Raw genomic sequence first — 23,414 nt, forward strand, 5'->3', positions numbered from 1 at the left:
CTTCTTTCACTTGGGCTTTGGAGTTTTACATGGCCGGCATTCTTGACTCGGTTGACCAACGTACGCAGCTGGTGGGTGAAAACCGTCTGGAGCTGCTCATGTTTCGCCTGGCCGGCAGGCAACTGTTCGCGATCAACGTGTTCAAGGTCCAGGAAGTCCTGCAGTTGCCCAAGCTGACGCTGATGCCGCAGCGCCATCCGTATGTCTGCGGTGTGATCAACCTGCGCGGGCAGACCCTGCCAGTGATCGACCTGTCCCAGGCCATCGGCATGCGCCCGCTGGTGCCGGGGCCGAGCAGTACCATCATCGTCACCGAATACAACCGCTCGATCCAGGCCTTCCTGGTCGGTGGTGTCGACCGCATCGTCAACATGAACTGGGAAGCCATCCTGCCGCCTCCGGCCAGTGCCGGGCGCCAGCACTATCTGACCGCAATCAGCCGGGTCGACGAGCAACTGGTCGAGATCATCGACGTGGAAAAGGTGCTCGCCGAAATCGTCCCCTACAACGCTCGCGTTTCCCGCGACAAGCTCGACGACCCCTTGCTGGCGCGCGCTCGTGGCCGGGAAGTGCTGCTGGTGGATGACTCGACGGTGGCACTGGCGCAGCTGCGCGATACCTTGTCGCAGCTGGACATCAAGATGCACGTGGCCAGCGATGGCCTCAAGGCGTTGAACAAGCTCAAGGCGTGGGCCGACACCGGCGAGCGCATGACCGACAAACTGCTGATGGTCTTCACCGACGCCGAGATGCCGGAAATGGACGGCTACCGGCTTACCACCGAGATCCGCAACGATCCGCGACTGCGCGACCTCTACGTGGTGCTGCACACCTCGTTGTCGGGCAGCTTCAACGAATCGATGGTGAAAAAGGTCGGCTGTGACAACTTCCTGTCCAAGTTCCAGCCCGACAAACTGGTCGACGTGGTGCGTCAGCGCCTGGAGCTGGATCAACGCTGACAGGCCCTCGTTATTCTCCTGCCGGTTCCGCTAGACTGGGTTTTTCTCTGTCCTGAGGAGCCGGGCCATGTCGAGCCTTGCCGCGCTGTACCGTTACCCGCTCAAATCGGCCATTGGCCAGTCGCTGCAGCAGTCGCCTGTGGATGGCCTGGGGCTGCTCGGCGATCGGCGCTGGATGCTGGTCGACGCCCAGAGCGGTCGGTTCCTCAGCCAGCGCGCAGACCCTCGCCTGGGGCAGTTGGGTACGCAAGTCGGTGAAGACGCAGGCCTGCGCCTGAGCGCAAGCGGATACCCCGAGCTGAACGTCGCGGTCCCGGAGTCAGGCGAACTGCGCGGAGTCACGCTGTGGAACGACAGCTTCCGCGTGCCCGACGCCGGCGAGGAAGCAGCGCGCTGGGTCAGTGATTTCGTCGGTAAGCCGACTCGGCTGGTGTACGTGCCTACCGAGCGCGCCCGTACCGTCAGCGCCGGTTACGGCGAGGGCGGCGACAAGGTGGCTTTTGCCGATGGCTTTCCACTGTTGTTGATCGGTCAGGGCTCGCTGGACGACCTGTCCGCACGGGTCGGACGGACGCTGGAGATGGCGCGGTTTCGGCCCAATCTGGTCGTCCAGGACAGCGCCGCCTTCGCCGAGGATGGCTGGAAGCGCATTCGCATCGGCGGCCTGGATTTTCGTGTGCTCAAGCCCTGCGCGCGCTGCATTCTGACCACGCTCGACCCGCACACCGGGGAGCGCAGTGCCGATCGCGAGCCCCTGGCAACCCTCAAGCGCTACCGCCAGCAGGACGGCCACGCCATGTTCGGCCAGAATCTGGTATGCGATGGCGCCGGCGTGCTGGAAGTGGGCATGCCGATCACCGTGCTCGAGTGACGGGCCGGCAGCCGGCGGGCTGCCAGGCTGGGCTCACTGGTCGTCGAAGAAGCGTTCGTGCCAGTCCACCACCGGCTGCGGCGCGTTGAGCTTCTCGCCATAGATGACCGCGTAGGACAGCACGTTCTGCACGTACTGGCGGGTTTCATCGAATGGAATGGACTCCACCCAGACATCGAAGCTCAGGTGATTCGCGCCTCTGAGCCACTGCCGTACGCGCCCGGGGCCCGCGTTGTAGGCGGCCGAGGCCAGTACCCGGTTACCGTTGAACTGGCTGTGTACCTGGCTCAGGTATGCAGCACCGAGCTGGATGTTGGTGTCGGGATCGAGTACCTGCTGGGGCGACGACAGCGGGATGCTGAACTTGCGCGAGGTTTCCTTGGCGGTGCCCGGCATCAACTGCATCAATCCCATGGCGCCGGCGCCGGAACGGGCGTCGTCCATGAAGGCGCTTTCCTGACGGGTGATGGCGAACACCCAGCTGGTGTGCAGGCCTCGCACATTGGCTTCGCGAATCAGGGTGTCGCGGTGGGCCATCGGGAAGCGGATGTCCAGGTCGTCCCAGTACTGCGCCTGGCTGATCGTGCGAATGGCCGGAAAGTACCAGCGCATGTCGTAGGCCAGCTTGGCCTGGGCGACCATCTCGTCGCGGTCGAAATGGCGGCTGACGTGATACCACTCGCGTCGCGCATCGACGATCTGGCCACGTGCGTAGAGCTCGAGCGAACGACGTACACCGGCGGTGTTGCGCACCTTGTTGACCAGCGCCTGGCTCATCACCAGCGGCTTGTTGTTGAGCGAGTAGGGCGCCTGGATGCGGTCGGCCGCCAGGAAGCCGTAGAAGTCGCGCTCCTTGGCCACCGCCTTGTACAGCGAAGGCACCTTGGCACTCTGCGGCTGGGCCAGCTCCAGGCTGCGCGCCTGCCAGTACTGCCAGCGGTTGGTCTTGGCCAGGTCCTTGGGTAGGCGGGTGGTCAGGTCGTAGGCGTCCTGCCAGCGGCCCAGGCGCAGCAGCAGGCGCAGGCGCCATTCGGTCACGGTGTCGTCGCGCAGCTCCGGATCGTAGCGAGTCATCAGCTCCAGCGCCCGCGGGTCGTAACGCCGCGCCAGGGTCAGGCCGATCTCGCGGGCGATGGCAACCTTCTCCTCGGCCGAGAAACGCATGCTGGTGGCATAGCTGTCGAGCATGCGCATGGCTTTTTCCGGGTCCTGACGGGCCAGGCGGCGCAGCCCCAGCCCGACCACGTCGGACATGGCTTCGTCGACCGGCATGAAACGCGCCGGTTGGTCGAGCAGTTCGGGTTTCTGCGCGACATCCAGCAGCAGTCGACCCTGGCTCGACAGGCTGGTCAGGCTTTGCACCAGGCTGGTGGCCAACGGGTAGTTGCGCTCCTGGGCTGCGAGCTTGGCGCGCTGCCAGCGCTTGTTCTCGGTCAGCTGGCCTTCGCTGGCCCAGCGCTGGAACAGCCCATCGCAGGCCGTGGGCAGCGATTTGCCGGTGAGCCACAGTTTGTCGGCATTGGCATAGCCTTCGGCGCGCAGCTGGCTGTTGCTCAGCTGGTACTGGCCGTACAGGCAGTCGAGCTCCTTGAAGTTGAGCTTGGGGTCGTAGTATTTGACGAACGGCGCCCACTCGCCGCGCTCGGCGAGCTGCCGCAGCCAGCGCAGTTTCATCCAGTTGGCCTGTGGCAGGTCGCCGTGCTTGGCGAGAAAGCCTTCGATCTCGGCGTTGCTGGCGCTGCGCAGGCGCGGGGTGAGCTCGTCGTAGGCCAGGTAGGCCTCCAGCGGGTAGTCCTGAAGCTCGGCGGCGTAGCGCATGTACGGGCCGCTGTCGCCCTTGGCCAGGGCGCGCTTGGCCTCGTCGTAGTATTGACGCTGCGTGGCCAGGTCGGCGGCCTGGACGTTGGCGACACTGGATGCGGAGAGGATGAGGCAGGACAACAAGCTGAACAGGCGACTGCGCATGAGACTTCCAGGCAGAAAAGACGTGACAAGTGTCGGCAGTGCCAGCACTAAAGAAGTGAGCCTAGCTTAGCCTCTAGGGCAGGCGCGATGAAAGCGTTCAGGATCATTCATTTTATTGCTGCCTTCGGTCTGCCAGGGCAAAAGTCGGTTAGAATGCGCGCCCGGTTTTTGGAGAAGCTCATGACCCTGCTCAAATTCAGCGATGTGTCCCTTGCATTCGGCGCGATGCCGTTGTTGGACAAGGTGTCCTGGCAGATCGCCCGTGGTGAGCGGGTGTGCATCATCGGCCGCAACGGCACTGGCAAATCCAGCATGCTGAAGCTGGTCAAGGGCGTGCAGAAACCCGACGACGGCGCCGTCTGGCGTGCGCCGGGGCTGAAGATCGGCGAGCTGCCGCAGGAACTGCCGGTGGCCGACGACCGGACTGTGTTCGACGTGGTTGCCGAGGGCCTGGACGGGGTCGGCGCGCTGCTGGCCGAGTACCACCACCTGAGCCAGAACATCGTCACCGACGAAGACCTGAACAAGCTCATGCATGTCCAGCAAGATCTCGAAGCCCGTGACGGCTGGCGCCTGCAGCAACTGGTCGACAGCACCCTGAGCCGCCTGCAGCTGCCTGCCGACAAGACCTTGAAGCAGTTGTCCGGTGGCTGGCGCCGCCGCGTCCTGCTGGCCCAGGCGCTGGTGTCCGAACCTGACCTGCTGCTGCTCGACGAACCGACCAACCACCTGGACATCGGCGCGATCGCCTGGCTCGAAGAAGCCCTCAAGGATTTCCAGGGCGCGGTGCTGTTCATCACCCACGACCGTTCCTTCCTGCAGAATCTGGCCACGCGCATTCTCGAGCTCGATCGCGGCGGCCTGATCGACTGGAACGGCGACTACGCCAGTTTCCTGGTGCACAAAGAGGCCATGCTGTCGGCCGAGGAAACCGCCAACGCGCTGTTCGACAAGCGCCTGGCCCAGGAAGAAGTGTGGATCCGCCAGGGCATCAAGGCCCGACGCACCCGCAACGAAGGCCGGGTGCGTGCGCTCAAGGCACTGCGTGTGGAGCGTGGCGAACGCCGCGAGCGCACCGGCAAGGCCAACATCCAGCTCGATACCGCAGACAAGTCCGGCAAGCAGGTCATGGTCCTCGACAACGTCAGCTTCGCTCATCCGGGTGGGCCGATGCTGATCAAGGATTTCTCCATGGTCCTGCAGCGCGAGGACCGTATCGGCTTGCTGGGGGCGAACGGGACCGGCAAGACCACGCTGCTCAAGCTGATGCTCGATAACCTGCAGCCCACCAACGGTTCGGTCGACGTCGGCACGCGCCTGGACGTCGCCTACTTCGACCAGTTGCGTCACCAGCTCGACCTGGAAAAGACCGTCATCGACAACGTTGCCGAGGGCCGCGATTTCATCGACATCGACGGTCAGAGCCGCCACGTGTTGAGCTACCTGGGCGACTTCCTGTTCAGCCCGCAGCGTGCACGCACGCCGGTCAAGGCCCTGTCGGGCGGTGAGCGTGCGCGCCTGTTGCTGGCCAAGCTGTTCAGCAAGCCGGCCAACCTGCTGGTGCTGGACGAACCGACCAACGACCTCGACGTCGAGACCCTCGAACTGCTCGAAGAAGTGCTGTCCGCTTTCAAGGGTACCGTGTTGATGGTCAGCCACGACCGGGCCTTCCTCGACAACGTGGTCACCAGCACGCTGGTGTTCGAAGGCGAGGGCAAGGTTCGCGAATACGTCGGTGGCTACCAGGACTGGATCCGCCAGGGCGGCTCGCCCAAGCTGCTCGGCGTGACCGAGAACAAGTCAGGCAAGGCCGAGCTCAACAGCGCCGTGGTCAAGGCCGCAGAGCCTGCACCTGTGGAAGCACCGGCGCCCGCCAAGAAGAAGCTCAGCTACAAGCTGCAGCGCGAGCTGGAAGCCCTGCCGGGCCAGATCGAAGCCAAGGAGCAGGAAATCGCTGCGCTGGAAGCCGAGATGGCCGATGCCGGGTTCTATCAGCGGCCTGCCGCGCAGACGGCGGAAGTGATGGCGAAGCTGGAAGCCTCGCAGGCCGAGCTGGAAGTCATGGTCGAGCGCTGGGCCGAACTCGACGCCTGAGCTCTCGACCCTGGAATCATCAGCGAGGCCGCAGCTGCTGCTCGGCCCCGCTGATGATCCTTATTCGGCGCGCTTGACCAGGCGCACCGCCAAAACGTCGCACGGCGCTCCGTGCAACACGTCGTTGGCCGTCGAACCAAGCAGCAATGCCAGGCCATGACGGCCATGACTGCCGACCACCACCAGGTCGCATTCCGATTTCTTCGCCAGGTTGTGAATCTCCTGACGCGGCTGGCCGTAGGTCAGGTGGCAATCGCCGACGACCAGGTCCGGGTACTTGACCTTCAGCGTTTCCAGGCGCTCCTTGGCCTGATCGAACTGCTGCTGCTGCAACTGCGAGAGGTCCATCGGCACGTCCCCGCCGAAAGCCATGGCCATGGGTTCGACGATGTGCACCAGCGAGAGCTTGGCGCCGTTGCTGACCGCCAGCTCCCGGGCCCGCTTGATGACCGGGTCACACTCCTCGGTGAGGTCGACGGCGACCAGAATGTGTTGGTAGGGCATGAGAAGCACTCCTGACGATTGCGATAGCTTGAGTATGGACTGTTTAGGCGGGGCGCAACATGAACAACCCTCGCCGATCTATTTGAAACGCTTAGCGGGTGTACTCTTTATGACGGTGTGGATAGTCGTGTCAATCCTTGCGCTGATTCTCAGCCCCATGGTATGGCTGCGGCCGTCGCGCAGCCAGAGCGGCCGCATGGCCGTGCGCCTGCAGGCGCGGCGGATGGGCCTGGCCATGCAGTTGGCTCCCCAGCAGTGGCCGCACTGGCTCAGCGTCGAGCCACCCGACCCCTGCGCGCAATACCATCGGCCACGCCGCAAGGGCAGGGTCGACAGCTGGAGCTACTGGCAGATCGAGCCGGGGGTCTGGTGCAACCAGTGGCGCGAAGCCTGTATCGATCCGCTGCTGCTGCCTCACCTGGCCACGTTGCCCGCCGACGTCTACAAGCTCGAAGCGGGGTCGCAGATGCTCGCGTTGTACTGGGGCGAAAAGGGTGACGAAAAGGTGCTTCAGGATATTGCAAAGGTCCTGCGAGCACTGGCTTGATCGTTGTCTCGAGCTATCGTCATATGCCTGCGGCAGGCTGTCGCAGGTGCGCGTTTCTGCGCATTCCAGAAATGACCGCAAAGTCGCGTTTTTTCGCGGCTGGCGCGGCATTTGACAATCGCCCGCAATTCCGTGAATGTACACGCAGCCCAATCAAACGGGCGTATGAATCGAGCGTTTTTCAGTCACGCTCCAGCACTATCCCGACTACCGCGCTGACGGGTATGCCTGGCTACAGAGAGCGGCGGCCATGTATCGCCCCCTTTTATCCAGCGTCAGGCGTGTACTGTTCAGCTTCCATATCGTGGAGATCAGTGGATGATTTACGAAGGTAAAGCCATCACGGTGAAGGCTCTTGAAAGCGGCATCGTCGAACTTCGGTTCGACCTCAAGGGCGAGTCCGTCAACAAATTCAACCGGCTCACGCTCGAAGAGCTGCGCGAAGCGATCGCGGCAATCAAGGCCGACGCTTCGATCAAGGGCGTGATCGTCGCCAGTGGCAAGGACGTCTTCATCGTCGGTGCGGACATCACCGAATTCGTCGAGAATTTCAAGTTGCCCGAAGCCGAGCTGGTCGCGGGCAACCTGCAGGCCAATCGCATCTTCAGCGACTTCGAGGACCTCGAAGTGCCGACGGTCGCCGCCATCAACGGCATCGCCCTGGGCGGCGGCCTGGAAATGTGCCTGGCTGCCGACTACCGGGTCATGTCCAGCGAAGCGAAGATCGGCCTGCCCGAGGTCAAGCTGGGCATCTACCCAGGTTTCGGCGGCACGGTGCGCCTGCCGCGCATCATCGGCGCCGACAATGCCATCGAGTGGATTGCGTCGGGCAAGGAAAACGGCGCCGACGATGCGCTCAAGGTGGGTGCGGTCGATGCGGTGGTGGCGCCGGACAAGCTGGAAGCTGCTGCTTTAGACCTGGTCAAGCGCGCCATCAGCGGCGAGTTCGATCACAAGGCCAAGCGCCAGCCCAAGTTGGTCAAGCTCAAGCTCAACGCTATCGAACAGATGATGGCGTTCGAAACCGCCAAGGGCTTCGTCGCCGGCCAGGCCGGGCCCAACTATCCGGCGCCGGTCGAGGCCATCAAGACCATCCAGAAAGCAGCCAGTTTCGGTCGCGAGAAAGCCCTCGAAATCGAAGCCGCCGGCTTCGCCAAGATGGCCAAGACCTCGGCTGCGCAAAGCCTCATCGGCCTGTTCCTCAACGATCAGGAGCTCAAGCGCAAGGCCCGTGGCTACGACAAGGTGGCACGCGATGTGAGTCAGGCGGCCGTGCTGGGCGCTGGCATCATGGGCGGTGGCATCGCCTATCAGTCGGCGCTCAAGGGCACGCCGATCCTGATGAAGGACATCAACGAGAAGGGCATCGAACAGGGCCTGGCCGAGGCGTCCAAGCTGCTCGGCGCGCGCGTCGAAAAAGGTCGCCTGACCCCGGCGAAGATGGCCGAAGCGCTCAACGACATTCGTCCGACGCTGTCCTACGGCGATTTCGGCCATGTCGACATCGTCGTCGAAGCGGTGGTGGAAAACCCCAAGGTCAAGCAGGCAGTGCTGGCCGAGGTCGAGGCGCAGGTCAAGGACGACACCATCCTGGCGTCCAACACCTCGACCATTTCCATCAACCTGCTGGCGCAGGCACTCAAGCGTCCGGAAAACTTCGTCGGCATGCACTTCTTCAACCCGGTGCACATGATGCCGCTGGTCGAAGTGATCCGTGGCGAGAAGTCCAGTGAGGTTGCCGTGGCGACCACCGTGGCCTATGCCCGCAAGATGGGCAAGAACCCCATCGTGGTCAACGATTGCCCTGGCTTTCTGGTGAACCGCGTACTGTTCCCGTACTTCGGCGGTTTCGCCCGGCTGGTCAGCGCCGGTGTCGATTTCGTGCGCATCGACAAGGTCATGGAGAAATTCGGCTGGCCCATGGGCCCGGCCTACCTGATGGACGTGGTCGGCATCGACACCGGCCATCATGGCCGTGATGTGATGGCCGAAGGCTTTCCGGATCGCATGAAAGACGAGCGTCGCTCCGCCATCGACGCGCTGTACGAGGCCAACCGCCTGGGGCAGAAGAACGGCAAGGGCTTCTATGCCTACGAAACCGACAAGCGCGGCAAGCCGAAGAAGGTGGCCGATCCTGCGGCGCTGGACGTGCTCAAGCCGGTGATCTACGAACAGCGCGAGGTCTCCGACGAGGACATCGTCAACTGGATGATGATCCCGCTGTGCCTGGAAACCGTACGCTGCCTGGAAGACGGCATCGTCGAAACCGCGGCCGAGGCCGACATGGGCCTGGTCTATGGCATCGGTTTCCCTCCGTTCCGCGGCGGGGCGCTGCGCTACATCGATTCGCTGGGCGTGGCCCAGTTCGTCGAACTGGCCGACCGCTACGCCGAACTGGGTCCGCTGTACCAGCCTACGCAGAAGCTTCGTGAAATGGCGCGTGCTGGCCAGACCTTCTTCGGGCAAGCGGCCAACGTACAGAACAAGGGTGAATGACTGATGAGCTTGAATCCTAGAGACGTGGTGATCGTCGACTTCGGTCGCACCCCCATGGGCCGTTCCAAAGGCGGCATGCACCGCAACACGCGCGCCGAGGACATGTCGGCGCACCTGATCAGCAAGCTGCTGGAGCGCAATGCCAAGGTCGATCCGGCCGAAGTCGAGGACGTGATCTGGGGCTGCGTCAACCAGACCCTGGAACAGGGCTGGAACATCGCCCGCATGGCTTCGCTGATGACGCAGATCCCGCACACTGCGGCCGGCCAGACCGTCAGCCGGTTGTGCGGCTCGTCCATGAGCGCGCTGCACACTGCCGCCCAGGCGATCATGACCGGCAACGGCGATGTGTTCGTGGTCGGTGGCGTCGAGCACATGGGCCACGTCGGCATGATGCACGGCGTGGATCCGAACCCGCACATGTCGCTGTACGCCGCGAAAGCGTCGGGCATGATGGGGCTTACCGCCGAGATGCTCGGTAAAATGCACGGCATCACCCGCGAACAGCAGGATGCCTTCGGCGTGCGTTCGCACCAGCTGGCGCACCAGGCTACGGTCCAGGGCAAGTTCAAGGACGAGATCATCCCGATGCAGGGGTGCGACGAGAACGGCTTCATCAAGGTCTTCGACTACGATGAAACCATTCGCCCCGACACTACCCTGGAAAGCCTTGCGGCGCTCAAGCCTGCCTTCAACCCGAAGGGCGGTACGGTCACGGCCGGTACTTCGTCACAGATCACCGACGGTGCCTCGTGCATGATCGTGATGTCGGCGCAGCGCGCCCAGGACCTGGGCATCACGCCATTGGCGGTAATCCGCTCCATGGCAGTGGCCGGCGTCGACCCCGCGATCATGGGCTACGGGCCGGTTCCGGCCACCCAGAAAGCGCTCAAGCGCGCAGGTCTGGGCATTGCCGACATCGACTTCATCGAACTCAACGAAGCCTTCGCCGCACAGGCCCTGCCTGTGCTGAAGGATCTGAAAGTGCTCGACAAGATGAACGAGAAGGTTAACCTGCATGGCGGCGCGATCGCCCTGGGGCATCCTTTTGGCTGTTCAGGCGCACGAATTTCCGGCACTTTGCTCAATGTCATGAAGCAGAATGGCGGCACTTTCGGCCTGTCCACCATGTGTGTAGGCCTGGGGCAGGGCATCACCACGGTCTTCGAGCGCGTCTAGTCCTGACGAGCGAGTCGAACGAACCGGGGCCCAGTGTCCCGGTTTTGTTTTTTCCCGGTTCATTCGAAAAAGTATTTCAAGCGAGGCGCAACATGCATATACAACCAGGGCTCTATCGTCATTACAAAGGCCCCGAGTATCGTGTCTACGGCGTCGCGCGCAGTTCCGAGGACGAACAGGAAGTGGTGTTCTACCAGGCGCTGTACGGTGAATTCGGCCTCTGGGTGCGCCCGCTGAGCATGTTCCTGGAGTCGGTCGAGGTTGACGGCGAGAGCGTCCCGCGCTTTGCTTTGGTGAAGGCCGAACCCAGCCTGTTTTCCGTTCCGCAGGCGCCGACCGCTTGAACCTCGGCGCTTGACCTCACGTTCTCACCACTATATATAGCGGGGCCTCGCAAGGCGCCGCATGCCTTTCATTTCAAGTATTCAGGAATTTTCCGATCCATGGGCAAATCGCTGGTCATTGTGGAATCCCCGGCTAAGGCCAAGACCATCAACAAGTATCTGGGTGACCAGTACGTGGTGAAGTCGAGTATCGGCCATATCCGAGACTTGCCCACCAGCGGTTCGGCGAGCGCCAGCAAGGAGCCGGCCGCCAAGCGCGGCAAGGCTGCGGCTGCCGACGCGCCGGCGCTGTCGCCCAAGGAAAAGGCCCGCAAGCAGTTGGTGGCACGCATGGGCGTCGATCCAGACCAGGGCTGGAAGGCCAAGTACGAGATCCTTCCCGGCAAGGAAAAGGTCATCGAGGAACTGCGCCGGCTGGCCAAGGACGCCGACACCATCTATCTGGCGACGGACTTGGACCGCGAGGGGGAAGCCATTGCCTGGCACCTGCGCGAAGCCATCGGTGGCGATGACAGCCGCTACAAGCGTGTGGTGTTCAACGAGATCACCAAGAAGGCCATCCAGGAAGCTTTCTCTCGCCCCGGCGAGCTGGACATCGACCGTGTCAACGCCCAGCAGGCGCGGCGTTTCCTCGACCGCGTGGTTGGCTACATGGTGTCGCCGCTGCTCTGGCAGAAGATCGCCCGCGGGTTGTCCGCTGGTCGTGTGCAGTCCGTGGCAGTGAAACTGGTGGTCGAGCGTGAACGCGAGATTCGCGCGTTCAACCCCGAGGAATACTGGGAAGTGCATGCCGACCTGGCGTCGGCCAAGGCCGCCAAGGTGCGTTTCGAAGTGGCTCGCGAGAACGGCGAAGCCTTCAAGCCCCTGAACGAAGCCCACGCCATGGCCGCGCTGGCCAAGCTCAAGGATGCCAGCTACAGCATCGTCAAGCGCGAAGACAAGCCGACCAGCAGCAAGCCGTCGGCCCCGTTCATTACTTCCACGCTGCAGCAGGCCGCGAGCAACCGCCTGGGCTACGGCGTGAAGAAGACCATGATGATGGCGCAGCGCTTGTACGAAGCTGGCTATATCACCTACATGCGTACCGACTCCACCAACCTGTCGGTCGACGCCGTGGAGATGGCTCGGGCCTACATTGAGAGCGAGTTCGGCAAGAAGTACCTGCCGGAATCGCCGATGGTCTACGGCAGCAAGCAGGGCGCCCAGGAAGCGCACGAGGCCATTCGCCCATCGGACGTGAACACTCATCCGAGCAAGCTGAACGGCATGGAGCGCGATGCCGAGCGCCTTTACGAATTGATCTGGCGCCAGTTCCTCGCCTGCCAGATGCCGCCTGCCCAGTACCTGTCGACCACCGTTACCGTGGCTGCCGCTGATTTCGAGCTGCGCGCCAAGGGGCGTATCCTCAAGTTCGACGGCTACACGCGTGTGCTGCCACAGATGAGCAAGCCGGGCGACGACGACGTGCTGCCGGAAATGAACCAGGGTGAGCAACTCAAGCTGCTGCAGCTGGACCCTACCCAGCACTTCACCAAGCCGCCTGCGCGCTATTCCGAAGCCAGCCTGGTCAAGGAAATGGAAAAACGCGGCATCGGTCGTCCGTCCACCTACGCGGCGATCATCTCGACCATCCAGGACCGTGGCTACGTGGCGCTGCACAACCGTCGCTTCTACTCGGAAAAGATGGGCGACATCGTCACCGAGCGGCTGTCCGAAAGCTTCTCCAACCTCATGGACTACGGCTTTACCGCCGGCATGGAAGAGAACCTCGATGACGTGGCGCACGGCGAGCGCGACTGGAAGAACGTTCTTGACGAGTTCTACGGTGACTTCAAGGGCAAACTGGACGTTGCGGGTGCAGCCGACAGCGGCATGCGCGCCAACCTGCCGACCCTGACCAACATCGCCTGCCGCGAATGCGGTCGGCCGATGATGATCCGCACCGCATCCACCGGGGTGTTCCTGGGCTGTTCGGGCTATGCGCTGCCACCCAAGGAGCGCTGCAAGGCCACCATCAACCTGATTCCAGGTGATGAGATAGCGGCCGACGACGAGGGCGAGTCCGAGTCGCAGATTCTGCGCGGCAAGCATCGCTGCCCGGTCTGTGCGACCGCCATGGACGCGTATCTGCTGGATGAGAAGCGCAAGCTGCACATCTGCGGGAACAACCCCGACTGCCCGGGCTACGAGATCGAAGAGGGCAACTACCGCATCAAGGGCTACGAAGGGCCGAGCCTGGAGTGCGACAAGTGCGGCAGCGAGATGCAGTTGAAAACCGGCCGTTTCGGCAAGTTCTTCGGCTGCACCAATCCGGAGTGCAAGAACACCCGCAAGCTGCTCAAGAGTGGCGAGGCGGCGCCGCCCAAGATGGACGCGGTGAAGATGCCCGAACTCAAGTGCGAGAAGGTCAACGATACCTACGTGCTGCGCGATGGCGCATCCGGTCTGTTCCTGGCGGCCAGCCAGTTTCCGAAGAACCGCGAGACTCGCGCCCCCCTGGTGCTCGAGATCATCCCGCACAAGGATGAGATCGATCCCAAGTACAGCTTCCTGTTCGACGCGCCGATCAAGGACCCGGACGGCCGTCCGACCGTGATTCGCTACAGCCGCAAGACCAAGGAGCAGTACGTGCAGAGCGAGGTCGAGGGCAAACCGACCGGTTGGAAGGCGTTCTACGACGGCAAGACGTGGAAGGTCGAAGACAAGCGCTGAAGCGCTGTCGGCACCAAGGCCGCACCGTCCCCAGGGCTGTGCGGCCTTTTCATTTGTGGCTTGCACTGGCTGGGCAGGTTCCCGACACTGTGGCAGTCGAGTGTTCACTGCGGAGATCGCCAGCATGGCCTATGAGCTCTATACCCGTACCAACCAGAAAATCTATTTCGCCGGGCTGGCGCTGGAAGCCATGGGCAAGGCCGAACTGGGCCAGGCCATCAATGCGCAGGCTCAGCTGCAGGCGCAGCGCGAATCCGCGCTGTTCCACCTGTACGGTGCATTGTTGGGGCTGTGTCACGAGATCGCTGGTTATTACCGCCTGCCTCAGGCCGGCACTGCCCGTGCGGAAAACCTGCTGACCCCGCAAGCGCTCGACGGCACGTCCATTCCCGAGCTGGCGGAGTTGGTGGAGCTGGCCCAGCATTCGCATACCTGGCTCGCGCAACTGCTTGCGGCGCACAGCGCGCTGTTCGTGCCGCCCAAGGCGCCCAAAAAGCCCAAGGGCGATGTGACCCAGCCACTCATCCAGGCAGTCAATCTGGATGAAGTGGAAGAGCCGGAACTCAGCCGCGAGGTGCTCGAAAGCTGGCGTCAGCAGCTCAAGGGCCTGACCGTTCGTTTCCGCGAAGGGCTGAGTGAGTGCTGATTTGCACTGGCACTGCTACAATGCCCGCCTTTCGTGGAGAACATGTCCTTATGCCAACGTCCTTTCTTGAGATTGTCGAGCTGCCTGACGGCCGCATCGAGTTGCGTCGTGCCGAGGACGAAGGTTCGCTGGTGACGCTGAATTTTTCCGAAGATGCCAAGGCATTCCTGCAGGGCCAGCACGTGGAAGTGGCCAAGGCCATGCTCAGTGTCGGTGTGCAGATGGCCGGCAAGCTGGTGGAAGGCGAAATCGACAAGGACGACGGGCCGCACGTCCTGCACTGATCCTGCCACGCAGCGAGCGCCTTGCGCTGGCCTTGGCGGGCAGTATCGTTTGACCGCAGGTATCACCCCAAACGGATGTTCAGGCTCTGTGCGCTGCCCTGGCGCGCCGCTGCCATCAATTGCTGCCTCGCCACGGACGGCAGTGGGTTGAGCCAGCTCACCACGGTATGGCTGCGCCCCAGGCGCAGCGCCTCGCACGCCAACTGCTGGGCGCTTTGCATACCGCGCGGCTGCAGCAGCAATATGCGTTCGCGATTGAGCCCTGCATCGCGCAGCCAGGCCTGCGTCAGGCTTGCCGGCGGAGCGATCAGCGTCAACCAGCGCGCGTCCTGCTCTTCGCTCAATTCCCGCAGCATGGGTGCCAGCAGGTTCAGGCAGTTCCCCGCGGCACCACGCAGAGACATCTCGCTGAATACATCCGGGTCGGCGACAGTCCAGGGCGATTCTACGGCCTCCTTGAACAGCGGCGTTACCGGTGCAGCCATGAATGCTTCGAACAGCGACATTTGTGCTTGTTGGGGTGACAGGGGAAACTGCATGATGCCTCCTTATCGACGAATGACGCCGACGCTCAGACCTTCAATGACCAGATCCTGATCCTTGAGGTCGACTTCAATGGGTGCGAAGTCGGGGTTTTCCGCAACCAGGAAAACCTTGTTGCCTTCGCGCTGGAACCGTTTCACGGTGACTTCGTCGCCGATGCGCGCCACCACGATCTGCCCGTTGCGGACTTCGCGGCAGGTGTGCACGGCCAGCAGGTCACCGTCGAGAATGCCGACGTCACGCATGCTCATGCCCTGTACGCGCAGGAGGTAGTCGGCGCGAGGATGGAAGAAGCCCGGGTTGATCTTGCAGGACTCTTCGATGTGTTCCTGCGCCAGAATCGGCGCACCTGCAGCAACGCGCCCGACGACTGGCAGGCTGGCGTCGTCGTTGCGGGCTTCGGAGCCGGGGATGCGGATGCCGCGCGAGGCGCCCGGGGTCATCTCGATGGCGCCTTTTCGCGCCAGTGCCTTGAGGTGTTCCTCGGCCGCGTTGGGTGACTTGAACCCCAGTTCCTGAGCAATTTCCGCACGGGTAGGTGGAAAGCCATTGTCGTCAAGGCAGCGCTTGATGAAGGCCAGAATTTCAGCTTGGCGTGGCGTCAATTTCAACATGTCGATGGCTCTGTCTTTTTGTACAGTGACTGGGATTATATACAGTAGATGGCCCTTGGCAATACCGTTTTCCGGGCGCGTCGCCTGCCGAAGTTCGCATGCTGCGCTAAGGCGATGAATTTGTATGCTTTAATACGTGACCGCATGGCCACGAAAAGCCTGTATGGACTTGACAGTCACGCACTTTGAAACGTATGTTTCAAACAAGTGTTTGTCAGGCGGAGTTGCCATGGCCCAGTCGGAAACCGTTGAACGCATCCTCGATGCCGCCGAACAGCTTTTTGCAGAGAAAGGCTTCGCGGAAACCTCGCTGCGCCTGATCACCAGCAAGGCCGGGGTCAATCTGGCGGCGGTGAACTACCACTTCGGTTCGAAGAAAGCGCTCATCCAGGCGGTATTCTCCAGATTTCTCGGGCCTTTCTGTGCCAGCCTCGACCGTGAGCTGGAACGGCGGCAGACCAGCGCGATGCCCAAGGCCAGCCTCGAAGAGCTGCTGGAAATCCTGGTAGAGCAGGCGCTCGTGGTCCAGCCGCGCAGCGGCAACGATCTCTCCATCTTCATGCGTTTGCTGGGCCTGGCCTTCAGCCAGAGCCAGGGTCACTTGCGCCGTTACCTGGAGGACATGTACGGCAAGGTCTTTCGTCGCTACATGCTGCTGGTCAACGAAGCCGCACCGCGCATCCCCCCCCTCGAGTTGTTCTGGCGCGTGCATTTCATGCTGGGCGCTGCCGCCTTCAGCATGTCCGGGATCAAGGCACTGCGTGCCATCGCGGAAACCGACTTCGGCGTCGATACCTCGATCGAACAGGTAATGCGCTTGATGGTGCCGTTCCTCGCTGCAGGCATGCGCGCGCAGAGTGCGGTGACCGACCAGGCCATGGCCGCCGCTCAATTGCGGCCACGCAGCAAGAGCGCCCCGGCGGTTGCCAAGGCCTGACGTGTGCCCGGTCGCCCTCCAGATCCCTCTCTACAAGGAAAATCCATGAGCGCTCGTCTGCAAGGCTCCCTGATGGTCGACGTCGCCGGTACCTGGCTCAGCGCAGAGGACCGCCATCTGCTGCGCCAGCCCGAAGTGGCCGGGTTGATCATTTTCGCGCGCAACATCGAGCATCCGCGTCAGGTACGCGAGTTGACCGCCGCCATCCGCGCGGTGCGGCCCGACCTGATCCTGGCGGTGGACCAGGAGGGTGGACGCGTGCAACGGCTACGCCAGGGCTTCGTGCGTCTGCCGGCCATGCGCGAGCTGGCCTACCACGCGGATGCGGCCGTCCTGGCCGAGCACTGCGGCTGGTTGATGGCCGCCGAAGTACTGGCGGCTGGGCTGGACCTCAGTTTTGCGCCGGTGCTGGACCTGGATCACGGGCACAGCGCCGTGGTCGGCACCCGCGCGTTCGAAGGCGATCCCGAGCGGGCCACGCTGCTGGCGGGCGCGTTCATCCGTGGCATGAATGCGGCAGGCATGGCGGCATGCGGCAAGCATTTTCCCGGTCACGGCTGGGCGGAAGCCGATTCTCACGTGGCAATTCCCACCGACGAGCGCAGCCTCGAGCAGATTCGCGCCTGCGATCTGGTGCCATTCGCGCGGCTGGCGGGCAAGCTGGCGGCGGTCATGCCGGCCCATGTCATCTACCCCCAGGTAGACAGCAACCCAGCCGGCTTTTCGCGCCGTTGGCTGCAGGACATATTGCGCGGCGAGCTGGGCTTCGAAGGGGTGATCTTCAGCGACGACTTGTCGATGGCCGGCGCCCATGTGGTCGGCGACGCCGCCAGCCGTATCGAGGCGGCCCTTGGCGCTGGTTGCGACATGGGCCTGGTGTGCAACGACCGGGCGGCGGCCGAGCTGGCCTTGAGCGCGGCGCAGCGCATGGGCGTGCAGCCCTCGCCACGCATCGCCGCCATGCGCGGGCGGAGCCACGCCGACGTCGAGTACCGCCGGCATCCGCGTTGGCAGCAGGCGACAGCGGCATTGCGCAGCGCCGGCCTGATCGACTGAGGGTTGCGGTCAGCCGGTCAGCAGGCGCACTGGCTGGCCCGAATGCCAGGCCAGTATGTCTTCGATCATCTGGCTGAAGAACATCCGATAGTTGTTGCTGGTGACATAGCCGATGTGCGGCGTTGCCAGCACATTGGGCAGGGTCCGGAACGGATGGTCCAGCGCCAGGGGTTCCTGATCGAACACGTCCAGCCCCGCGCCGCCCAGGTGGCCATCACGCAGGGACTGAATCAACGCTGCTTCGTCGACGATCGGGCCGCGCGACGTGTTGACCAACCGCGCGCCCGGCTTCATCCACCCCAGCGCCTGGGCATCGACCAGCCCCCGGCTGCGTTCGCTCAGCACCAGGTGTACGCTGAGCACATCGGCCTGCTCGAACAGTTGCTGCTTGCTCACGTATTCGACGCCCACCTGCGCGGCACGCTCGGGTGTCAGGTTCTGACTCCAGGCAATCACGCGCATGCCGAACGCCTGACCGAAGCGCGCCACCTTTTCACCGATACTGCCCAGGCCCAGCAGGCCCAGTGTGCTGCCGTGCAGATCGCCACCCAGGCCGATCTGCCAACCGCCAGCGCGCAGCGAGTTCGCTTCACCGAGCAGGTCACGGGTCAGCGCCATCAGCAGTGCCCAGGTTAGTTCCGGCGCGGCGTGCTTGTAGCTGTCCGTGCCGGCCACCTGGATGCCCAGCCGGGTCGCCGCCTGCAGGTCGATGGCTGCGTTGCGCATGCCGCCGGTCACCAGCAGCTTGAGCTGCGGCAGTCGTTCCAGCAGACCGGCGTCGAACAGCGTGCGTTCACGCATCACGCAGATGATGGCGTAGGGCGCCAGGCGCTCGGCCAGCGCCGCGCTCCCGCCGCTGTAGTCGTGAATGAAGTCGAGGTCGCCTACGGCCTGCAGCGGGGTCCAGTCGACCACGTTTTCAGCGACCGATTGCCAGTCGTCGATGACGGCTATTCGCATGGGGGGTTGCCTCTTGTCAAAGCGGTTTCTGAGGAGTGTCCAGCCAGTCGAGCAGGGCCTTGTGGAAGCGCGCCGGCTCCTCCATTTGCGGGGCGTGACCAAGCCCGGCAAACTCCACCAGTGTGCTGTGAGGAATCAGCTGGCTGGCCTGCTTGCCCAGCACGGTGTATTTGCCCAGCGTGGCCTTGACCTGGGGTGGCGCGATGTCGCTGCCGATCGCGGTGGTGTCGGCGTCGCCGATCAGCAGCAGGGTCGGCACCTGCAGGTCCTTGAACTCGTAGACCACCGGCTGGGTGAAGATCATGTCGTAGATCAGCGCCGAATTCCATGCCACCAAGGTATGCCCCGGACCCTTGTTCAACCCCGCAAGCATGTCTACCCAGCGGTCGTACTCAGGCTTCCAGCGACCACCGTAATAGGTGCTGCGCTCGTAGTTGCGGATGCCTTCGGCGGTGACCTTGGTTTCACGGTCGAACCACTGGTCGACGCTGCGATAGGGCACGCCCATGGCTTTCCAGTCTTCCAGGCCGATGGGGTTGACCATGGCCAGGCGCTCGGTGTCTTCGGGGAACATCAAGGCGTAGCGAGTGGCGAGCATGCCACCGGTGGAGTGGCCCATGATCACCGCTTCCTTGACCCCGATACGGGTCAGCAGGTCATGGGTATTGTTGGCCAACTGCTGGAAGCTGTATTGATAGTGCTCAGGCTTGCTGGAGGTGCAGAAGCCGATCTGGTCGGGCGCGACCACCCGGTAACCGGCATCGCTGAGCGCCTTGATCGAGCTTTCCCAGGTGGCGCCGCAGAAATTCTTGCCATGCATCAGTACCACCGTGCGGCCGTTGGCCTTGCCGTTGGCAGCAACGTCCATATAACCCATCTGCAGGCTTTTGCCCTGGGACTCGAAGGCGTAATGTTGCAGCGTGTACGGATAATCGAAGCCCTGCAGTTCGGGACCATAGGTGGGCGATGAATCGGCGGCCAGCAGTGGCTGGGCGAAGACGCTGGCAAGCGCCAGCATGGACAGGCGACGCATGGGGGACCTCCTGGAGTGGGCTGTGAAGTGACGTGGACACGCCGGCACAGGGTGTCGCAGGTCTGCACCGTAGCATCCATTGGAGGTTTGCACGCCCAGGTGGTGCCGAGCTGCGGTAAAAGAATGTCCGCTATCAGGTTTCAGAATGCTACAAACACGACGCGATCCCGGGCAGTTCGCCGCCCAGGGGTCGATACAACAATAATCAGCGAGGCAGACAATGCCTCTATCTGGAGACATGCCATGGCTTTTGAAACCATCCTCTTGGAAACTCGCGGTCGCGTGGGCCTGATCACGCTCAATCGGCCGCAGGCGTTGAATGCCCTCAACGCCCAGCTGATCGATGAATTGAACCAGGCGCTCGATCGCCTGGAAAGCGATCGCGAGATCGGTTGCATCGTCCTTACCGGGTCTGCCAAGGCGTTTGCCGCCGGCGCCGATATCAAGGAAATGGCAGAGCTGCGCTACCCGCAGATCTACCTCGACGATCTGTTCCATGAGAGCGACCGGGTTGCCAATCGGCGCAAGCCGATGATCGCTGCCGTGGCCGGTTTTGCCTTGGGCGGAGGCTGCGAGCTGGCGTTGATGTGCGATTTCATCCTGGCCGCCGACAATGCCAAGTTCGGCCAGCCGGAGATCAAGCTGGGCGTGCTGCCAGGCATGGGCGGCACCCAGCGCCTGACCCATGCGGTGGGCAAGGCCAAGGCCATGGAGCTGTGCCTGACCGGTCGTTTGATGGGCGCCGAGGAAGCGGAGCGGGCAGGGCTGGTTGCCCGTATCGTGGCCGCCGACCGACTGCTCGACGAGGCGTTGGAAGTTGCGCAGCAGATCGCAGCCAAGTCGCTACCGATCGCCATGATGGTCAAGGAGAGCGTCAACCGCGCTTTCGAAGTGAGCCTGTCCGAAGGCGTGCGCTTCGAGCGGCGGGTGTTCCACGCGGCGTTTGCCAGTGAAGATCAGAAAGAAGGCATGGCGGCGTTCATCGCCAAGCGCGAGCCGCAGTTCAAGGGTCATTGAGCAAAAAGGGGGACTGGTCGTCGACCAGTCCCCCTCGATGGCACGTGTTGCATGCGGCACTACAACAGATAGTTGCGCAGCTCGCGGGCGATCAACATGCGCTGGATCTCGCTCGAGCCTTCGTAGATCTGGGTGATGCGTGCATCGCGGTAATACTTTTCCACGGGGTAATCTTCAAGGTAACCGTAGCCCCCGTGCACCTGTACGGCGCTGGAGCAGACCCGTTCGGCCATTTCCGAGGCGAACAGCTTTGCCTGCGAAGCTTCGGACAGGCAGGGCATACCGGCACTGCGCAGGCGTGCGGCGTGCAGCACCAGCAGGCGTGCAGCGTTGACCTGCACCTGCATGTCGGCCAGCAGGTTGGCCACGCTCTGGTGTTCGATGATCGGCTTGCCGAACTGCACGCGTTCACGGGCGTAACCCAGCGCCGCTTCGAAGGCAGCCCGCGCGATGCCCAGCGCCTGGGCAGCGATGCCGATGCGGCCGCCTTCGAGGTTGGACAGGGCGATGTTCAGGCCCTTGCCCCGTTCGCCGAGCAGATTGGCGGCCGGCACGCGACACTGGCTCAAGGTGATTGCACAGGTGTCGGAGGCACGGATGCCGAGCTTGTGCTCGCTGCGGTCGACGCTGAAACCTGGGGTGTCGGTGGGCACCAGGAAGGCCGACAGGCCTTTCTTGCCCAGCTCCGGGTCGGTGACCGCAAACACGATGGCCAGCTTGGCCCGTCGCCCATTGGTGACGAACTGCTTGGCGCCGTCGATCACCCAATGCTCGCCGTCGAGCACGGCGCGGGTGCGCAGGTTGTTGGCTTCGGAACCGGCCTGGGGCTCGGTGAGGCAGAAACAGCCAATGACCTCGCCGCTGGCCAGGGCGGCCAGCCAGGTGTCCTGCTGCGCCGGGCTGCCGTAGTTGAGCAGCGGGCCGCAGCCTACGGAGTTGTGCACGCTCATCAATGCACCCAGCGCGCCGTCTGCAGCGGAGATCTCTTCGACGGCCAGGGCATAGGCGACGTAATCGGTGTAGCTGCCACCCCATTGTTCGGGCACCACCATGCCCAGCAGGCCGAGGGCACCCATCTGCGCCACCAGGGTATCGTCGATCCAGCCTGCCTGTTCCCAGGCACGGGCATGGGGCGCCACTTCGGCGCGGGCAAAGTCGCGCGCCATGTCGCGGATCATGATCTGTTCTTCGCTCAGTTCCAGGTCTTGCATGGCAGACTCCGGCCTCAGAGGCCTTGGAAGAATGGCTCGACGCGTGCGCGGGTAAGCCGGTCTAGCGTCGGTGGGTTCCAACGCGGGTTCTTGTCTTTGTCGATCAGTAAAGCACGCACGCCCTCGATCAGGTCACCCTGTTCGAACCACTGGCGGTTGAGATGCAGCTCCAGGGCAAAGCATTTTTCCAGGGAGCAGTGGCGACCGCGGCGCAGCAGCTCCAGGGTGACCGCCATGGCCAGCGGTGAGCGGGTGCGCATCAGCCGCGCGGTGTTCTGTGCCCACGCCTGGCTGTCGGCGACGTTCACGTGTTCCAGCTGTTCGACCAGGCTGGTCAGGTCGTCCTGGCCGAAAAAGTGGTCGATGGCCGGTCGCAAGCGGTGCAGCGGGGCGTCCGCGAGCGTTTGCACACCGAGGCGGGCAAGTACACCCTGCAGGTCCTTGAGGGCGTTGTCGCTCCATTGCAGTCTGTCCAGGCGCTCGTCCAGCAGGCCCAGGCGGTCGCTTTCCACGTACCAGTCGGCCAAGCCGCAGTAGAGTGCATCGGCCGCCTCGATCTGGATGCCGGTAACCCCCAGGTAAGTGCCGATTTCGCCGGGGATGCGGCTGAGGAAATAGCTGGCGCCGACATCGGGAAAATAGCCGATGGCCACTTCGGGCATGCCCAGTTTGCTGCGTTCGGTGACTACCCGCAGCTCGGCTGCCTGCGCCAGGCCCATGCCACCGCCCAGGGTATAGCCGTCCAGCAGCGCCATGACTGGCTTGCGGTACAGATGCAGGCATTGGTCCAGCGCATATTCTTCGTTGAAGAACACTTCGCGCAGGGCGTCCTGGTTGAGATGGCTGTGGTAGAGGCTGCGGATGTCGCCACCGGCGCAGAAGCCACGGTCGCCGGCGCCGCGCATTACAACGGCATGGATGTGCGGGTCCAGCGCCCAGGCATCCAGGTAGCCGCGCACGGTACGGATCATGTCGAGGGTGAGTGCATTCAGACCGGCTGGCCGGTTGAGGGTCAAGTGACCGATATGGTTGCGGACTTCGCCGAGTACTTGATCGTCGAGCCCCAGGGAAGAGCGCTGGGGCGGGGGAAAGACCTGAGCTGTCATCGCTGAATCCCTGCTTGTTATTGATTTCCTGAGATAAATAAGCGGACCAGGCGATCGTGACAGGCAAGTTTGCAGCTTTCAATGCAGATTAATGCAGGCGTTGCCTGCAAATTTGCACGGGTTGCACGCGCTGGTCGGCATTCAGTAGACCGACCCCAACCAGCGTTCGTTCGCCCGCGCCCTGCGGCAAGTACCCCGTAGGAGCGGTCATCGGCCGCGAAAGGGGCACCGCGGATTGACAGATGCGCCGCGGCATCCGTTTCGCGGCCACGGACCGCTCCTACAGGAGGGTTGCATTCCCCTGTAGCAGCGGCGCGAGCCGCGTCGGCGATCAAT

General features: G+C 63.2%; 21 protein-coding genes. 13 read left to right on the forward strand and 8 right to left on the reverse strand.

All coding sequences use genetic code 11. The features are described from left to right. The first annotated feature begins 29 nt into the window (after positions 1-29). A complete protein-coding gene (locus tag IFT44_RS14975; protein ID WP_122478808.1) occupies positions 30-959 on the forward strand; it encodes a chemotaxis protein CheV in 930 nt (309 codons plus the stop codon). A gap of 67 nt (positions 960-1,026) precedes the next feature. After that, positions 1,027-1,830 carry an MOSC domain-containing protein gene (locus IFT44_RS14980; RefSeq protein ID WP_185793712.1) on the forward strand — a complete coding sequence of 268 codons (804 nt, stop codon included), beginning with the start codon at positions 1,027-1,029 and terminating at the stop codon, positions 1,828-1,830. Positions 1,831-1,863: 33 nt separating this feature from the next. On the opposite strand, the gene IFT44_RS14985 is transcribed toward IFT44_RS14980, so the two are convergent. Then, positions 1,864-3,795 (reverse strand): transglycosylase SLT domain-containing protein, encoded by a 1,932-nt coding sequence (locus IFT44_RS14985; RefSeq protein ID WP_192176148.1) that lies wholly within the window; start codon positions 3,793-3,795, stop codon positions 1,864-1,866. Between the two features lie 180 nt (positions 3,796-3,975). On the opposite strand from IFT44_RS14985, the gene IFT44_RS14990 reads away from it, so the two are divergent. Next, entirely contained in the window at positions 3,976-5,889 is a 1,914-nt protein-coding gene (locus IFT44_RS14990) for an ATP-binding cassette domain-containing protein (protein ID WP_122478802.1), read from the forward strand. A 60-nt stretch (positions 5,890-5,949) separates the two neighbouring features. On the opposite strand, the gene IFT44_RS14995 is transcribed toward IFT44_RS14990, so the two are convergent. Then, the gene (locus tag IFT44_RS14995; protein ID WP_043188257.1) at positions 5,950-6,393 is read right to left on the reverse strand and encodes a universal stress protein; all 444 of its coding nucleotides are present in this window, start codon (positions 6,391-6,393) and stop codon (positions 5,950-5,952) included. 109 nt (positions 6,394-6,502) lie between these two features. Here IFT44_RS14995 and IFT44_RS15000 point away from each other — a divergent pair, with 109 nt between their 5' ends. The 7 genes from IFT44_RS15000 to IFT44_RS15030 all read left to right on the forward strand — a co-directional run bounded on the left by IFT44_RS15000 (position 6,503) and on the right by IFT44_RS15030 (position 14,601). Further along, positions 6,503-6,940: a hypothetical protein gene (locus IFT44_RS15000; RefSeq protein ID WP_192176149.1), complete on the forward strand. Its 438-nt coding sequence runs from the start codon at positions 6,503-6,505 to the stop codon at positions 6,938-6,940. Positions 6,941-7,258: 318 nt separating this feature from the next. Beyond that, positions 7,259-9,436, forward strand: a complete 2,178-nt coding sequence (gene fadB, locus IFT44_RS15005; protein ID WP_122478798.1) for a fatty acid oxidation complex subunit alpha FadB — start codon at positions 7,259-7,261, stop codon at positions 9,434-9,436. A 3-nt stretch (positions 9,437-9,439) separates the two neighbouring features. Then, positions 9,440-10,615 (forward strand): acetyl-CoA C-acyltransferase FadA, encoded by a 1,176-nt coding sequence (gene fadA / locus IFT44_RS15010; protein ID WP_043188265.1) that lies wholly within the window; start codon positions 9,440-9,442, stop codon positions 10,613-10,615. Positions 10,616-10,707: 92 nt separating this feature from the next. After that, positions 10,708-10,959 carry a DUF1653 domain-containing protein gene (locus IFT44_RS15015; RefSeq protein ID WP_122478796.1) on the forward strand — a complete coding sequence of 84 codons (252 nt, stop codon included), beginning with the start codon at positions 10,708-10,710 and terminating at the stop codon, positions 10,957-10,959. 99 nt (positions 10,960-11,058) lie between these two features. Then, positions 11,059-13,671, forward strand: coding sequence for a type I DNA topoisomerase (gene topA / locus IFT44_RS15020; protein ID WP_192176150.1), 2,613 nt, complete (start codon positions 11,059-11,061; stop codon positions 13,669-13,671). Between the two features lie 124 nt (positions 13,672-13,795). Next, complete coding sequence (locus tag IFT44_RS15025) at positions 13,796-14,317, forward strand: DUF6586 family protein (RefSeq protein WP_185793708.1); 522 nt, start codon at positions 13,796-13,798, stop codon at positions 14,315-14,317. A gap of 50 nt (positions 14,318-14,367) precedes the next feature. Then, positions 14,368-14,601, forward strand: coding sequence for a hypothetical protein (locus IFT44_RS15030; RefSeq protein ID WP_163007598.1), 234 nt, complete (start codon positions 14,368-14,370; stop codon positions 14,599-14,601). A 62-nt stretch (positions 14,602-14,663) separates the two neighbouring features. On the opposite strand, the gene sulA is transcribed toward IFT44_RS15030, so the two are convergent. Then, complete coding sequence (sulA, locus tag IFT44_RS15035) at positions 14,664-15,140, reverse strand: SOS-induced cell division inhibitor SulA (RefSeq protein WP_122478790.1); 477 nt, start codon at positions 15,138-15,140, stop codon at positions 14,664-14,666. Between the two features lie 9 nt (positions 15,141-15,149). After that, entirely contained in the window at positions 15,150-15,758 is a 609-nt protein-coding gene (lexA, locus tag IFT44_RS15040) for a transcriptional repressor LexA (protein WP_043188277.1), read from the reverse strand. Between the two features lie 229 nt (positions 15,759-15,987). Here lexA and IFT44_RS15045 point away from each other — a divergent pair, with 229 nt between their 5' ends. Together IFT44_RS15045 and nagZ are read left to right on the forward strand one after the other, a co-directional pair. After that, a complete protein-coding gene (locus IFT44_RS15045) occupies positions 15,988-16,695 on the forward strand; it encodes a TetR/AcrR family transcriptional regulator (RefSeq protein ID WP_122478788.1) in 708 nt (235 codons plus the stop codon). Between the two features lie 45 nt (positions 16,696-16,740). Beyond that, positions 16,741-17,751: a beta-N-acetylhexosaminidase gene (gene nagZ / locus IFT44_RS15050; protein ID WP_192176151.1), complete on the forward strand. Its 1,011-nt coding sequence runs from the start codon at positions 16,741-16,743 to the stop codon at positions 17,749-17,751. A 9-nt stretch (positions 17,752-17,760) separates the two neighbouring features. Here nagZ and IFT44_RS15055 read toward each other — a convergent pair whose 3' ends face one another. Both IFT44_RS15055 and IFT44_RS15060 read right to left on the reverse strand, forming a co-directional pair. Next, positions 17,761-18,711 (reverse strand): D-2-hydroxyacid dehydrogenase family protein, encoded by a 951-nt coding sequence (locus tag IFT44_RS15055; protein WP_192176152.1) that lies wholly within the window; start codon positions 18,709-18,711, stop codon positions 17,761-17,763. A gap of 16 nt (positions 18,712-18,727) precedes the next feature. Further along, positions 18,728-19,744, reverse strand: coding sequence for an alpha/beta fold hydrolase (locus IFT44_RS15060; protein ID WP_192176153.1), 1,017 nt, complete (start codon positions 19,742-19,744; stop codon positions 18,728-18,730). Positions 19,745-19,987: 243 nt separating this feature from the next. Between IFT44_RS15060 and IFT44_RS15065 the strand changes: the two genes are divergently transcribed. Further along, positions 19,988-20,761: an enoyl-CoA hydratase gene (locus tag IFT44_RS15065; RefSeq protein ID WP_122712961.1), complete on the forward strand. Its 774-nt coding sequence runs from the start codon at positions 19,988-19,990 to the stop codon at positions 20,759-20,761. A 59-nt stretch (positions 20,762-20,820) separates the two neighbouring features. Here the strand turns inward: IFT44_RS15065 and IFT44_RS15070 are convergent, their stop codons facing one another. Together IFT44_RS15070 and IFT44_RS15075 are read right to left on the reverse strand one after the other, a co-directional pair. Beyond that, entirely contained in the window at positions 20,821-21,972 is a 1,152-nt protein-coding gene (locus tag IFT44_RS15070; RefSeq protein WP_192176154.1) for an acyl-CoA dehydrogenase family protein, read from the reverse strand. Positions 21,973-21,986: 14 nt separating this feature from the next. Beyond that, a complete protein-coding gene (locus IFT44_RS15075) occupies positions 21,987-23,078 on the reverse strand; it encodes an enoyl-CoA hydratase/isomerase family protein (RefSeq protein ID WP_192176155.1) in 1,092 nt (363 codons plus the stop codon). Positions 23,079-23,414: the final 336 nt, after the last annotated feature.

Source organism: Pseudomonas sp. CFBP 13710, from assembly GCF_014842235.1.
GTDB lineage: Bacteria > Pseudomonadota > Gammaproteobacteria > Pseudomonadales > Pseudomonadaceae > Aquipseudomonas > Aquipseudomonas baltica.